We start from the raw sequence: 13,149 nt of genomic DNA on the forward strand, positions 1-13,149 counted from the left end.
GCGGGTGCGTCTGCCTGTCGTTCGTCCTCTCTGTAGGAGGTAATCCGGAAGGCCCCGGTTGCACCAAACGGGGGAGGGGGTTTGTGACAAGTCCCGCAGCGGCCGCGGACGAAAGTCCCTGGACAGCGGGACCTGCGGCCCCTTGCGACGGCGAAGGAACCGTGTCCTCGTGGAGGGTTCCGTGGTGTGTGCCGGACTTCCAGCGGCGGATCACCACGGGGAGGATCATGATCACCCCCGTCGTCGGCCACTGCCGGGCAGGTTCGCCGGCCGGACGCCGCAGCAGGCGGTCACGGGCCGGGACCGCGGCGGTCCGGTGGACGGACCGGGCCGATCACCGTCGGGTACTGGTGCCGGGACCGCACAGCGCCGAAGCTCTGACCATGACGCATGCACAGGACCCGCAGGACCCGCCGTACCCGTCGGAGGCGCAGGGCCCCCAGGATCCGCAGGACGCGGTCCCGGCGGGGGACACCAGAATGGAGCTGCCGCTGCGCGGGGTCGTCAGGGCGATGCCCATCGCGGCGGTGGTCGTCACCGTGATGTGGGGCTACACCGTCTTCGCGGTCGTCCGGGGCGGCAACAACGCCGCGCTCTCCGGTGCGCTGATGTCCTTCCTCGGCCTGCTGCTCCTGTTCGTCACCGTGACCTACTGCGGCTACCTGGTCCGCCCGCTGACCCTGGGGGCGGACCGGGACGGGGTCTCGGTGCGGCTGCCCCTCCTCGCCGAGCGCACGATCCCCTGGGACGACGTCCTGGCGGTGCGGGTGGCGGGTGTGCGGGCCGGCCAGTTCCTGATCGTGGAGGCCCGCGCGTCCTCGGCGGGCGCGCTGCCGTACGTCTCGCGCCCGCGGGCCGCGTACCGCAGGTTCTCCCTGATGACGGGCAGCGCGCCGCGCGTGAAGCAGGGCCTGTGCTTCGAGACGTACGTCTTCGCCTTCGCCCTGGACGACGCGCTGCGCATGCTGCGCGCGTACGCGCCGCCCACCCTGTACGTGGAGGACCTGCGGCGCTGAAGCCGGGCGGCGCGGGGCGCCGTGCGTATGCGGCCCGGCAGTGACGATTCCTCGAACGAGGCAGCGCATCGCGGGGTCAATTCCCGCTCAACCACACTCTTTTGGGGACTACGTGCCTGCGGCACGCGGGTCTACGCTCCTCGTATCCCTCGCCCGTGCAATTGCATATGGGATTTCACGAGGGTCTTCGCACTCGAGAGAGGTGGCCGAATGCAGATGTGCAACGGTGTTGCCGCGAGCAGCATCCCGGGCGTCACGTGGGTCAAGAGCAGCGCCAGCGCGGGCGGCAACTGCGTCGAACTGGCGGCGATTCCCGGGGGATCGGTCGCGATGCGCAATTCCCGCGACCCGGAGGGGCCGGCCCTGATCTACACCGGGGCGGAACTCGAAGCCTTCGTGGCCGGAGCGAAGGCCGGGGAGTTCGACGGATTCGGGAACTGACTCCGTCCCGGTGAAGGGGATTGTGCGGGGGCCGGGACACCGGCCCCCGCACAGCTTTGGGCAAAGGTTGTCCCGGCGGGTGCGGCAGCCCCAGTCTGGGACGCTGGCCCTTCGTGTCGCCTTCCCCTGGAGTGTGCATGCCTGCCGATCGCTTCCGAGACGACGTGCCGGAGGAGCGGATCGGCCGGGGAGCCGCACGGGACGGGGCGTTCCGGGGGAAGTCGGAGGCCGCCGCCCGGGTGCTCGGCGAGCATCTGCGCCAACTGCGCCAGGAGCGCCGGCTCGGGCTCAAGGACGTCGCCCCGGTGATCAGGGGGTCGGTCTCGAAGGTCAGCCGCCTGGAGCGGGGCGAGAGCCCTCCCAAGGAGCGGGACGTCCGGGACCTGATGAAGTACTACCGGTTGAGCCCGATGGAGACGTTCGAGATCGAGAGCCTGCTGCGGCACACGCAGGAGAGCCACTGGTGGAGCCAGTACGCCGATGTGACTCCCGGGTACTTGCGTCGGCTGATCGGGCTGGAGGGTGCGGCGGAACGCATCTACACGTACGAGAACCACATAGTTCCGGGGCTCCTCCAGACGCCGGACTACGCGCGGGCGGTGGTCGGCGCCGCCGTGCCCGGCGCGACAGTGCTGGAGATCGAGAGACGCGTCGAGCTGCGCCTTCGCCGGCAGCGCATTCTGCGGGGGGCCCAGTCGCCCATGATGGTGGCGCTGCTGGACGAAAGTGTCCTGCTGCGCCCGGTGGGCGGCCCCCGGGTCATGCTGGAGCAGTTGCTGCACCTGAAGAGAGTGGCGAACGGCGGCGGCATCCACGTCCGCATCGTGCGTTTCGAGGACACTGACGTCAGCGCGAGCATCGCGCCGAGTTATCCGATCACCCATCTGAAGTTCCATGACGGCGGTCCGGCCGAGCTGGTGTACGTCGAGCTCATCGACAGCGCGCTCTACCTGAGCAAGCCGCCGCAGGTGGACCTGTACCGGCATGTGCTCAACGAGCTGAGCTACGTCGCGGCGTCACGACGGGACAGCGCGGACATGCTCGATGAGGCGATCGCGCGGCAGCAGGCCCGCCTCGGGGCGGCGCAGCGCGCGGCGGCCGACGAGGAACGTGCCTGACGGCCACCGCGTCCGACGGCTACAGCACCTCGCCGACGCCGCCCCACTCGATCCACTCCTGGCTCTTCTGCCGGGGCACCACCTGGGAGTCCGCCCGCCAGTCGGTGACATCGCAGAGCGGCGCCTTGCCGTCGCCCTTCCCGAATCCGGGGTCGAGGATGCGGAGCCCTTCGAAGTAGGCCTCCACCTCCTCGGGCTTCCGCACCCTGCCCCAGTGGCCGCCCGTGCTGACGTCCATCAGCCGGGTCACCCGCTCGCGAACGTCGGCCTGCTCGCTGGCCAGTTGGCAGATCACCATGAAGTCGCCGGGCTTGAGGTGGGCGCGCACGGTGTCGACGAGGGTGCGCGCGTCCTCGTCGGGGACACAGTGCAGGACCGATACGAACAGGGCAGCCGTGGGCTTGGTGGGATCGATGAGCCGCCGGTACTCGGCGTGCCCGGTGATGTAGTCCTGGTCGCGCATGTCCGCCTTGATGATGGCGGTCTGTTCGTTCTCCTCCAGCGTCGTGCGGCCGTGGGCCAGGACGATGGGGTCGTTGTCGATGTAGACCACGTGTGACGCGGGATCGACGCGCTGGGCGATCTGGTGCACGTTGTCCTGGGTCGGCAGGCCGGAGCCGTGGTCGACGAACTGCCGGATTCCGTAGTCCTCGGCGAGGACACGCACCACCCGGCGAAGGAAGTTGCGGTTGTTGAGGGCGAGTTCCTTCGTGCTGGGCGCGATGGTGAGCAGTTCCACGCAGGCGTCGCGGTCGGACTGGTAGTTCTCGATGCCGCCGAGCAGCCAGTCGTACATGCGGGCCACGCTCGGTGTGTCGACGTCGATCGCGTGCGGGCCGACCGTCTTCTGTTGATTCATGTGTCTCCCAGGGTCCGCGGCCGTTCCGGCACGGCCGCGGGTGTGGCCTCATGCTAGGGACAGGTCGAGCGGTGGGACAGACCACAATCGGGCGATGTCGCAGTGGGGTTGACGACGTGTGCGAGACCGAGACCCACGAGGGGCGGGCGGCCGGGCCGGCCGCCCGTTGCCGCCTAGGCGTCGGAGTCGCGCCTGCGGGACAAGAGCCCCCTCGTGATCTGGAACAGAGGGGGCAGCAGGCTCGCGAGGTCGGCAAGGTCGGGTCCCGCGTGGTGAAACGCCGACCACGCCGCGCAGGCGAGAGAGAGGGCGGGGCTTCCGAACCGTTCGAAAAGGTTCGGATTCCGTCGACGGGGCGGGGTTGCCGGTGGAGGGTGAGTGGTATTTTCACCGGAGGCCGGGTCTTCGGGTAACGGGTCCGTGCTGTCGGAATTGGACATGGCTCTTCCTTGGTTGTCGGTGCAGTTCCGGAGTGGGCCTTGAGGCGGTGCATGCCTCAAGGCCCTATTTCCGTCACCCTAGCCCGCCCGAAACCCCCTTGGCTTCCTCTCCCCTGGGCTTTTCCTCTCCTGCAAACGGTGGGAATTCTTTGCGTCCGCGATGCACTCGGAGAATTCGCACGGACGTGCGGCAGACGGAAAGGTGAAGCGTTCAGAAAGGGAACTCGTCGAGCTCGTTCCATGGCGCGTGAGGACGGATTTCGGTCAGAAACCGTCCAGAGAGAGCCGATGGGGCCGAATATGCCAGAAGCACTTCGGCGATGCGTTTGCCGAGCCGGGCGGCGGGCCCAGAAAAAAATCATGGAACATCTCTGGCGTGCAACTGCCCATGCAAGCAAACGGACGCTGCAACTCCGATTCGGCTGCCGACCAGGAACCGTTCCGCTGCGACGCGGTCTTGTCCCCCCGGCCCCGCCGGGCCACCGTGGAGGCCCGCCGAGCCGGGTGCTCGGCAGTGTCCGATCGGAGACCCGATGGCCCCTCACGTCCTGCCCCACACCCTCGTCGGCGAGGGCTCGCACCACGTGCTCGCCGTGCACGGGTGGTTCGCCGACCGCAGCGCCTACGCCGCGATCCTGCCCGACCTCGATCTGGAGACCTTCCGGTACGCCCTCGTCGACCTGAGGGGGTACGGGGAGTCGCTGAACACGGGCGGGTCCTTCACCACCCGCGAGGGCGCCGCCGATGTGCTCGCCGTCGCCGATCACCTCGGCTGGGAGCGGTTCTCGCTGGTCGGGCACTCCATGGGCGGCAGCGTCGTCCAGCGGGTCGTGGCCGCGGCTCCGGAGCGGGTGCGGCGGCTGGTGGGGGTGTCGCCGGTGCCGGCGAGCGGGCTGCCGATGCCCCCCGAGCAGTGGGAACTCTTCGCGGAAGCGGCCGACCGGCCCGAGAACCGGCGGGTCATCCTCGACCTCACCACCGGCGGCAACCGGCCGTCCGCCTGGCTCGACCGGATGGTCCAGCAGTCGGTGGGCCGCAGCGACGCCAAGGCGTTCCGGGCGTGGCTGGACTCGTGGGCCGGGGAGGACTTCCACGAGGACGTCATGGGGTCGCCCGTGCCCGCGCTCGCGGTCGTCGGCGCGCTCGACCCGGCACTGGGGGCCGCCCTGACGCGGGAGACCTGGATGCGCTGGTACGCGCGGGCCGAACTGGCCGAGATCGGCGGCGCCGGGCACTACGCCATGGACGAGACGCCCCTCGAACTCGTGCGGACGGTCGAGGACTTCCTGCGCGCGGACGGGGACGAGGCCGGGGCCGGGGCGGAGTGAAGGACGTGCGGGACGTTCCTGACGTGTACGACCCGCGCCGGTACGCACGGGGCGTCCCGCACGAGGACTACCGGTGGCTGAGGGACGTGGCGCCGGTCGCCTGGCAGGACGAGTACGAGGTGCTCGGCTGGCCCGCCGGGCCCGGCTTCTGGGCGGTGACCCGGCACGCCGACGTCGTACGGGTCCTCAAGGACGCCCGGGTCTTCTCGTCCTGTCTCGGGGCCACCCAGATCCGCGACCCCGATCCGGCCGACCTGCCCTTCGTGCGGCGCATGATGCTCAATCAGGACCCGCCGCAGCACGGGCGGTTGCGGCGGATCGTCAGCCGGGCCTTCACGCCGGGACGCGTCGACCGGTTCGAGGCCCGGGTGCGGGAACGGGCCCGTACGCTGCTGGAAGCGGCGGTACGGGACGCCGAGGACGGCGTCTTCGACCTGGTCGCCGCCGTCACCGACGAGTACGCGCTGCTCAACCTCACCGACCTGCTCGGCGTCCCGGCGGCCGACCGCGGCCTGCTCCTGGACTGGACCGAACGCGTCATCGCCTACCAGGACCCCGAAGAGGCCGACCGGCTGGTGCGCGGGCCCGACGGGCGGCCGGTGAACCCGCGCTCGCCCGCGATGCTGGGCGAGATGTTCGCGTACGCCCGCGAGCTGGCGGCGTACAAGCGCGAGCGGCCCGGCGAGGACCTGATGACGGCGCTGGCGACGGCGCGGACGGCGGGGGAGGGGGCCCGGCTGGGCGACGCCGAGCTGGAGATGTTCTTCTTCCTGCTCACCGTCGCGGGCAACGACACCGTCCGCAGTGCCGCACCCGGTGGCTTCCTGGCACTCGCCGAGAACCCGGTGGCTCAAGAGGCCATGCGGGACGTGGAGACGGGGCGGGCCGTGGAGGAGCTGTTGCGGTGGCATCCGCCCGTGCTCAGTTTCCGGCGGACCGTCGCCGAGGACACCGAACTCGCCGGAAGGAAGCTCCGTACGGGCGACAAGGTCGTGGTCTTCCACGCCTCCGCCAACCACGACGAGCGGGTCTTCGCCGACCCGCACCGCCTCGACCTCACCCGTTCGCCCAACCCGCACGTGTCCTTCGGCGACGGCCCGCACGTCTGCCTCGGAGCGCACTTCGCCCGCCTCCAACTGCGCGTCCTGCACGAGGAGGCGCTGCGGGTGCTGCCGCGCTACCGGACGGCCGGGCCGCCGCGGCGACTCGTCTCCCACTTCATCAACGGGGTCAAGTCCCTGGAACTGGAGGTGGGTTAGGCGGCGGCCCCCGGTGCGAGGCGGGCGGGAGGCGTCGTGGCGGCAGCCGGGTCCGGCGGGCTTGTTGCGTACGGATGACGTTCCGGCCCGAGGGGCGAGACGTACCACGTGGCACCTGGCGGGGGCCTGGCGCCGGGGCTACGCTGCGCGGACGTCTCACGCCTGGAGGTACGCATGCGCCGACCCACCCGGTCCACCCGGCCCGCATTTCGGGCGCTGACCCTGCTGGCGGCGACAGCCGTCGTCGTCACGGTCGGCGGGGCGGCCCCGCCGGGCGCCGCGAGTCCGCCGCAGGCCGACGCCGCGCCCGCCAAGGTGCCGGTCGCCGTCGGATACGGCGGGGCGGTGGCCAGCGTGGACGCGGACGCGTCGGCGGCGGGCATCGAGGTGCTGCGGAACGGCGGCAACGCCGTGGACGCCGCCGTCGCCACGGCCGCCGCGCTCGGCGTCACCGAGCCGTACTCGGCGGGCATCGGCGGCGGAGGCTACTTCGTCTACTACGACGCCGAGTCCCGCACGGTGCGCACCATCGACGGGCGCGAGACCGCGCCGAAGAGCGCCGACAAGAACCTCTTCGTCGAGAACGGGAAGCCGATCCCGTTCGAGGAGGCCATGACCAGCGGGCGCAGCGTCGGCACCCCCGGCACGCCGGCCACCTGGGACAGGGCGTTGGACGCGTGGGGCTCCAAGCCGCTGCGCACCCTGCTGAAGCCCGCCGAGAAGCTGGCGCGGGACGGCTTCACCGTCGACGCGACGTTCCGCTCGCAGACGCAGGGCAACGAGGCCCGCTTCCGGGACTTCCCGGACTCCGCGAAGCTCTTCCTGCCGGGAGGGCGGCTGCCGGTCGTCGGCTCGACGTTCAAGAACCCCGATCTGGCGCGGACGTACCAGAAACTGGGCAGGGACGGAGTCGGGGCGCTGTACCGCGGCGACCTCGCACGCGACATCGTCCGTACGGTCCAGAAGCCGCCCGTCGACCCGAAGGCCACCCGCACGGTGCGCGCCGGCGACCTGCGGGAGAGGGACCTGCGCGCGTACGAGACCGAGCGGCGGGCCCCGACGAAGGTCTCCTACCGGGGGCTCGACGTGTACGGGATGGCGCCGTCGTCGTCGGGCGGCACGAGCGTCGGCGAGGCGCTCAACATCCTGGAGCGGACCGACCTGCGCAAGGCGTCCCAGGCGAAGTACCTGCACCGGTTCATCGAGGCCAGCCGGATCGCGTTCGCGGACCGGGGGCGGTGGGTCGGCGACCCGGCCTTCGAGAACGTGCCGACGCGGGGGCTGCTGTCGCAGAAGTACGCGGACTCGCGGGAGTGCCTGATCAAGGACGACAAGGCGCTGGTGAGCCCGCTGCCGCCGGGCGACCCGCGCAACCCGTCGCGGACGTGCGGAAGTTCGGGCAAGGCCGCGCCGACGACGTACGAGGGCGAGAACACCACGCACCTCACGGCGGCGGACAAGTGGGGGAACGTCGTCGCGTACACGCTGACCATCGAGTCGACCGGCGGCAGCGGGATCACCGTGCCCGGGCGGGGTTTCCTGCTCAACAACGAGCTGACGGACTTCTCCTTCGCCCCGGCCAGTCCGGCGGTGCACGACCCGAACCTGCCCGGTCCGGGCAAGCGGCCGAGGTCGTCGATCTCGCCGACGATCGTCCTCGACAGGCACGACCGGCCCGTGCTGGCGCTCGGTTCGCCGGGCGGGGCGACGATCATCACGACCGTGCTGCAGAGTCTGATCGGGCACGTGGACCGGGGCCTGCCGCTGGTCGACGCGATCGCCGCGCCGCGGGCCAGCCAGCGGAACGCCGCCGCGACCGAGCTGGAGCCGGGGCTGTGGGACAGCGCGGTGCGGGGCGAGCTGGAGCGGCTCGGGCACGTCTTCAAGCTGAACCCGGAGATCGGGGCGGCGACGGGGGTGCAGCGGCTGGGCGACGGCCGGTGGCTGGCGGCGGCGGAGAGGGTGCGGCGGGGGGGTGGTTCGGCGATGGTGGTCCGGCCGTAGGGCTCGCCGGGGCCGTCCGGTACGGCCTGCCTGGCCGTGGGACGGCTCCTCGGGCCTCCCTACCCGAGCCGGGCGGAGCTGCACGGGCCGGTGCTGGGTCCGTGCCCCGGCTGAGTGGCCCCCTTTGCTCCCGTTCCCTCCCCTTCCACCGGCCCCCGCCCCCTTAGGTGACGGGGCCGCCCCGAGGGGGCGAGGGGGGTGCCCCCTGCTCGAGCGAAGCCGAGAGCTTGGGGGAGGGCGGGCAAGGGGGCGGCCCCTTCCGCTCCCGGCCCGCCCGGGTGCCGCCCCCTGCGTGAGCGCCTGTGCGGGGCACGCTCCTCCGCCGAGGCCGGGATACCAGCCCCGGTGCCGGACGCCTCAGCCCTGCCCGGCTCGGGCAGAGAGGCCCCGGACCCGCCCCTCCACCTAAAGCGCTCGCCGCGCGGCCAAGGAGAACGGTTCCCGTGCGGGTCCGTCGTGGCTGGTCGCGCAATTCCTCGCGCCCCTGAAGGGGCACCACCCCCGGGTGGGAAACGTGCGGGCGCGTCGTGGTTGCTCGCGCAGTTCCCCGCGCCCCTGAAGGGGCACGCCGCCCGGCCGGTTCGGGGTGCTTCTCAGAGCGCCGTCAGGACCCGGGCCCGCCCCCCTTCCCGTACCGCCACCGTGTGCTCCACGTGCGCCGCGCGGCTGCCGTCCGTCGTGCACAGGGTCCAGCCGTCGGGCGCCGAGCCATACCCGTCCCCGCCGCCCCCGATCAGCATCGGCTCGATCGCGATCACCATCCCGTGCCGGAGCTTCATGCCCCGCCCCCGGCGCCCCTCGTTCGGGACCTCCGGGCCCTCGTGCATGGTGCGGCCCACCCCGTGGCCCCCGAAGCCCTGCGGGATGCCGTAGCCCGCCGCCCGGCACACCGTGCCGACCGCATGGGCGATGTCGCCCGTGCGGTTGCCGACGACCGCGGCCGCGATCCCCGCCTCCAGGGCCGCCCGGGCCGTCTCGATCAGGCGCACGTCGGCCTCCCGTGCCCGGCCCACCGTGAAGCTGATCGCCGAGTCGCCGACCCAGCCGTCCAGGCTCGCCCCGCAGTCGATGCTCACCAGGTCGCCGTCCCGCAGCCGGTAGTCCGTCGGGATGCCGTGCACGATCGCGTCGTTCACGGAGGCGCAGATGACCGCGGGGAAGGGGACCGGCGCCCAGTCCGGGTGGTAGTCGAGGAACGGCGAGCCCGCCCCCGCCTCCCGCAGCACTTCCCGCGCCACCTCGTCCAGTTCCCGCAGGGACACCCCCACCGCCGCCGTCTTCTCGACCGCCGCCAGGGCCCGGGCCACCACGCGGCCCGCTTCACGCATCGCGTCCACGGACGCGTCTGTCTTGATCTCCACCATGCCAATTACTATACCGGTCGGAGAGGTATTAGAATAACGCCATGGTTCGAACACCCCTCACCCCCGAAGAGCACGAGCGCGGCGAACGCCTCGGCCGGCTGCTGCGCGAAGCCCGCACCGCGAGCGGCCGCACGATCGTCGAGGTCGCCGCCGCCGCGGGGCTCTCCGCGGAGACGCTGCGGAAGATCGAGACCGGCCGCGCCCCGACTCCGGCCTTCTTCACGGTCGCCGCGCTCGCCGGCACGCTCGGCCTGTCCCTGGACGGGCTGCTGGTGCAGTGCGAACTGATGCCGGTCGTGGGCACGGCGTAAACGGGAAGCGGACTCCGCGCGGCGGGGGGCCGCGCGTAGGGTCGGCGCATGGACCTCCTGAGCGCCTTCTCCCGCACCCGCTACATCAGCCTCACCACCTTCCGCAAGGACGGCACCCCGGTCGCCACTCCCGTCTGGGTCGCGGGCGACGGCGAGGCGCTGTACGTGTGGACCAACGAGGAGTCCTGGAAGGTGAAGCGGATCCGGCGCGACGGCCGGGTCACCGTCACCGCCTGCGACCTGCGCGGCAGGCTCACTCCCGGCGCCCCGACCGTCGAGGGCCGGGCGGCCGTGCTCGACGCGGAGGGGCTGCGCGAGGTGCGCGGGATGATCGCGCGCAAGTACACCTGGCAGTACTGGATGACGGACCTGCCCGCGCGGCTCGTGCGCCGGGGCCGGCGGCCGCACGTGGGCATCCGGATCGAGCTCGCGCCCTGAGGCTTCGGGCGGCTCGCCGAGGGGCCCTGCGGTCAAGGCGCGGAGCGGGGGGCTTCACCCCTGCGGGTGTGAAACATGATCGACTCCGCCGGTTCGCGGCGATGGTCTTGCCCCGCCCCGCGCCGCGGCTTACGTTCAAGCATCCACGTCCCAACTCTACGGGCGTAGAGGGTCTCTGACGTCCCGTCGGACGTCCGGGGCGTCCGGCCGTGCGGGTCGTGCGAGCCGTACGGGTTGAACGGGTTGAACGGAGTCGAGTCATGGCCCACGTCGTACGCGCCGCTCTGGTCCAGGCCACCTGGACCGGCGACACCGAATCCATGATCGCCAAGCACGAGGAGCACGCCCGGGAGGCCGCCCGGCAGGGAGCGAAGGTCATCGGCTTCCAGGAGGTGTTCAACGCCCCCTACTTCTGCCAGGTCCAGGAGGCCGAGCACTACCGCTGGGCCGAGGCCGTCCCCGAGGGGCCGACCACCCGCCGCATGCAGGACCTGGCCCGTGAGACCGGCATGGTGATCGTGGTCCCGGTCTTCGAGCGCGAGTCCTCCGGCTTCTACTACAACACCGCCGCCGTCATCGACGCCGACGGCAGCTACCTCGGCAAGTACCGCAAGCACCACATCCCCCAGGTCAAGGGCTTCTGGGAGAAGTACTACTTCAAGCCCGGCAACCTGGGCTGGCCGGTCTTCGACACCGCCGTCGGCCGCGTCGGCGTCTACATCTGCTACGACCGCCACTTCCCGGAAGGCTGGCGGCAACTGGGCCTCGAAGGCGCCCAGCTCGTCTACAACCCCTCCGCCACCTCGCGCGGGCTCTCCGCCCACCTGTGGCAGCTCGAGCAGCCGGCCGCCGCCGTCGCCAACGAGTACTTCGTCGCCGCGATCAACCGCGTCGGCCAGGAGGAGTACGGCGACAACGACTTCTACGGCACCAGTTACTTCGTGGACCCGCGCGGCCAGTTCGTCGGCGAGCCGGCGTCCGACAAGAGCGAGGAACTGGTGGTCCGCGACCTCGACTTCGACCTCATCGAGGACGTGCGCCAGCAGTGGGCGTTCTACCGCGACCGCCGCCCCGACGCGTACGAAGGACTGGTCAAGCCCTGAACTCCGACGCGTCCGCACCCCACGAAGGACTGGCCCAGCCATGACCGACCTGCACTCCCGCCACCAGGCCGTCCTGCCCGAGTGGCTCGCCCTCTACTACCAGAACCCGATCGAGCTCACCCACGGCGAGGGCCGCCACGTCTGGGACGCCGAGGGCCGCAAGTACCTCGACTTCTTCGGCGGCATCCTCACCACGATGACCGCGCACGCCCTCCCCGAGGTCACCAAGGCGGTCACGGAACAGGCGTCCCGCCTCATCCACTCCTCCACCCTCTACCTCAACCGACCCATGATCGACCTCGCGGAACGGGTCGCCCACCTCTCCGGCATCCCCGACGCCCGCGTCTTCTTCACCACCTCGGGCACCGAGGCCAACGACACGGCGCTGATGCTGGCGACGACGTACCGCCGCTCCAACCAGCTCCTGGCGATGCGCAACAGCTACCACGGCCGTTCCTTCTCCACCGTGGGCCTCACCGGCAACCGCAACTGGTCGCCGACCAGCCTCTCCCCGCTCCAGACGCTGTACGTCCACGGGGGCGTCCGCTACCGGGGCCCCTTCGCGCACCTCTCGGACGCCCAGTTCATCGAGGCGTGCGTCGCCGACCTGGAGGACGTGCTCGGCCAGACCCGCGGCCAGGTCGCCGCACTCATCGCCGAGCCGATCCAGGGCGTCGGCGGATTCACCTCCCCGCCCGACGGCCTCTACGCGGCCTTCCGCGAGGTGCTCACCCGCGAGGGCATCCTGTGGATCGCCGACGAGGTGCAGACCGGCTGGGGCCGCACCGGCGACCACTTCTGGGGCTGGCAGGCACACGCCGAGAACGGCCCGCCGGACATCATGACCTTCGCCAAGGGCATCGGCAACGGCATGTCCATCGGCGGTGTCGTCGCCCGCTCCGAGGTCATGAACTGCATCGACTCCGGTTCCATCTCCACCTTCGGCGGCTCGCCGATCACCATGGCCGCCGGCCTCGCCAACCTCTCGTACCTCCTGGAGCACGACCTCCAGGGCAACTCCCGCCGCGTCGGCGGCCTCCTCCTGGAACGCCTGCGCGCGATCGGCGCGGCGACTCCCTGCGTACGGGAGGTACGCGGCCGGGGCCTGATGGCGGGCATCGAGATCGTCCGCCCCGGCACCGACCAGGCCTGGCCGCAGGCGGCCGGCCAGGTCCAGGAAGCGGCCCGCGAGGGCGGCCTCCTGCTGGGCAAGGGCGGCGGCCACAACACCAGCGTGCTGCGCATCGCCCCGCCGCTCTCGCTGACGGTGGCGGAGGCGGAGGAGGGCGCGGCCGTCCTGGAACGCGCCCTGCGGAGCGTGTAGTCCAGCTCGTCCCTCCCGGGGGCGGCCCTCCGCGCGGTGGGCCGCCCCCCAACGAAGACCACGCCGACGCACGGATCGAGGGCGGACGCGCGGCACGCGAAGCCCGGCGGCGGACGCGCCGTGGGAGCGAGCCGGCAGACGGGC

At 71.7% G+C, this 13,149-nt stretch carries 12 protein-coding genes; 10 read left to right on the forward strand and 2 right to left on the reverse strand.

Features of this window, described 5'->3' with window-relative positions:
* The first annotated feature begins 383 nt into the window (after positions 1-383).
* The 3 genes from ACZ56L_RS02760 (at position 384) to ACZ56L_RS02770 (ending at position 2,575) form a co-directional block, all read left to right on the forward strand.
* Complete coding sequence (locus tag ACZ56L_RS02760) at positions 384-1,016, forward strand: PH domain-containing protein (protein WP_401758948.1); 633 nt, start codon at positions 384-386, stop codon at positions 1,014-1,016.
* A gap of 210 nt (positions 1,017-1,226) precedes the next feature.
* Positions 1,227-1,457: a DUF397 domain-containing protein gene (locus ACZ56L_RS02765; RefSeq protein WP_345218237.1), complete on the forward strand. Its 231-nt coding sequence runs from the start codon at positions 1,227-1,229 to the stop codon at positions 1,455-1,457.
* Between the two features lie 137 nt (positions 1,458-1,594).
* Positions 1,595-2,575 (forward strand): helix-turn-helix domain-containing protein, encoded by a 981-nt coding sequence (locus ACZ56L_RS02770; RefSeq protein ID WP_471060795.1) that lies wholly within the window; start codon positions 1,595-1,597, stop codon positions 2,573-2,575.
* A 19-nt stretch (positions 2,576-2,594) separates the two neighbouring features.
* Here the strand turns inward: ACZ56L_RS02770 and ACZ56L_RS02775 are convergent, their stop codons facing one another.
* Entirely contained in the window at positions 2,595-3,434 is an 840-nt protein-coding gene (locus tag ACZ56L_RS02775; RefSeq protein ID WP_471060798.1) for an SAM-dependent methyltransferase, read from the reverse strand.
* A 973-nt stretch (positions 3,435-4,407) separates the two neighbouring features.
* On the opposite strand from ACZ56L_RS02775, the gene ACZ56L_RS02780 reads away from it, so the two are divergent.
* From ACZ56L_RS02780 to ggt, 3 genes are all read left to right on the forward strand, one after another.
* Positions 4,408-5,202, forward strand: coding sequence for an alpha/beta fold hydrolase (locus ACZ56L_RS02780; protein WP_401758957.1), 795 nt, complete (start codon positions 4,408-4,410; stop codon positions 5,200-5,202).
* The gene (locus tag ACZ56L_RS02785; protein ID WP_471060801.1) at positions 5,199-6,461 is read left to right on the forward strand and encodes a cytochrome P450; all 1,263 of its coding nucleotides are present in this window, start codon (positions 5,199-5,201) and stop codon (positions 6,459-6,461) included. The genes ACZ56L_RS02780 and ACZ56L_RS02785 overlap by 4 nt, the downstream gene beginning before the upstream one ends.
* A 174-nt stretch (positions 6,462-6,635) precedes the next feature.
* Positions 6,636-8,465, forward strand: a complete 1,830-nt coding sequence (ggt, locus tag ACZ56L_RS02790) for a gamma-glutamyltransferase (RefSeq protein WP_471060804.1) — start codon at positions 6,636-6,638, stop codon at positions 8,463-8,465.
* A 593-nt stretch (positions 8,466-9,058) separates the two neighbouring features.
* On the opposite strand, the gene map is transcribed toward ggt, so the two are convergent.
* Entirely contained in the window at positions 9,059-9,829 is a 771-nt protein-coding gene (gene map / locus ACZ56L_RS02795) for a type I methionyl aminopeptidase (protein WP_468688676.1), read from the reverse strand.
* Positions 9,830-9,870: 41 nt separating this feature from the next.
* Here map and ACZ56L_RS02800 point away from each other — a divergent pair, with 41 nt between their 5' ends.
* The 4 genes from ACZ56L_RS02800 to ACZ56L_RS02815 all read left to right on the forward strand — a co-directional run bounded on the left by ACZ56L_RS02800 (position 9,871) and on the right by ACZ56L_RS02815 (position 13,005).
* Positions 9,871-10,140, forward strand: a complete 270-nt coding sequence (locus ACZ56L_RS02800) for a helix-turn-helix domain-containing protein (RefSeq protein WP_345218251.1) — start codon at positions 9,871-9,873, stop codon at positions 10,138-10,140.
* Between the two features lie 48 nt (positions 10,141-10,188).
* Positions 10,189-10,578 carry a PPOX class F420-dependent oxidoreductase gene (locus ACZ56L_RS02805; protein ID WP_471060809.1) on the forward strand — a complete coding sequence of 130 codons (390 nt, stop codon included), beginning with the start codon at positions 10,189-10,191 and terminating at the stop codon, positions 10,576-10,578.
* A gap of 260 nt (positions 10,579-10,838) precedes the next feature.
* Positions 10,839-11,681, forward strand: a complete 843-nt coding sequence (locus tag ACZ56L_RS02810) for a nitrilase-related carbon-nitrogen hydrolase (protein WP_401758971.1) — start codon at positions 10,839-10,841, stop codon at positions 11,679-11,681.
* A gap of 40 nt (positions 11,682-11,721) precedes the next feature.
* Positions 11,722-13,005 (forward strand): aspartate aminotransferase family protein, encoded by a 1,284-nt coding sequence (locus ACZ56L_RS02815; RefSeq protein ID WP_345218256.1) that lies wholly within the window; start codon positions 11,722-11,724, stop codon positions 13,003-13,005.
* Positions 13,006-13,149: the final 144 nt, after the last annotated feature.

The organism is Streptomyces sp. NPDC039736, from assembly GCF_055596485.1.

Coding starts and splice junctions, on each gene's coding strand:
- ACZ56L_RS02760 (WP_401758948.1), top strand. CDS start 384: ATGACGCATGCACAGGACCCGCAGGACCCGCCGTACCCGTCGGAGGCG.
- ACZ56L_RS02765 (WP_345218237.1), top strand. CDS start 1,227: ATGCAGATGTGCAACGGTGTTGCCGCGAGCAGCATCCCGGGCGTCACG.
- ACZ56L_RS02770 (WP_471060795.1), top strand. CDS start 1,595: ATGCCTGCCGATCGCTTCCGAGACGACGTGCCGGAGGAGCGGATCGGC.
- ACZ56L_RS02775 (WP_471060798.1), bottom strand. CDS start 3,434: ATGAATCAACAGAAGACGGTCGGCCCGCACGCGATCGACGTCGACACA.
- ACZ56L_RS02780 (WP_401758957.1), top strand. CDS start 4,408: ATGGCCCCTCACGTCCTGCCCCACACCCTCGTCGGCGAGGGCTCGCAC.
- ggt (WP_471060804.1), top strand. CDS start 6,636: ATGCGCCGACCCACCCGGTCCACCCGGCCCGCATTTCGGGCGCTGACC.
- map (WP_468688676.1), bottom strand. CDS start 9,829: ATGGTGGAGATCAAGACAGACGCGTCCGTGGACGCGATGCGTGAAGCG.
- ACZ56L_RS02800 (WP_345218251.1), top strand. CDS start 9,871: ATGGTTCGAACACCCCTCACCCCCGAAGAGCACGAGCGCGGCGAACGC.
- ACZ56L_RS02805 (WP_471060809.1), top strand. CDS start 10,189: ATGGACCTCCTGAGCGCCTTCTCCCGCACCCGCTACATCAGCCTCACC.
- ACZ56L_RS02810 (WP_401758971.1), top strand. CDS start 10,839: ATGGCCCACGTCGTACGCGCCGCTCTGGTCCAGGCCACCTGGACCGGC.
- ACZ56L_RS02815 (WP_345218256.1), top strand. CDS start 11,722: ATGACCGACCTGCACTCCCGCCACCAGGCCGTCCTGCCCGAGTGGCTC.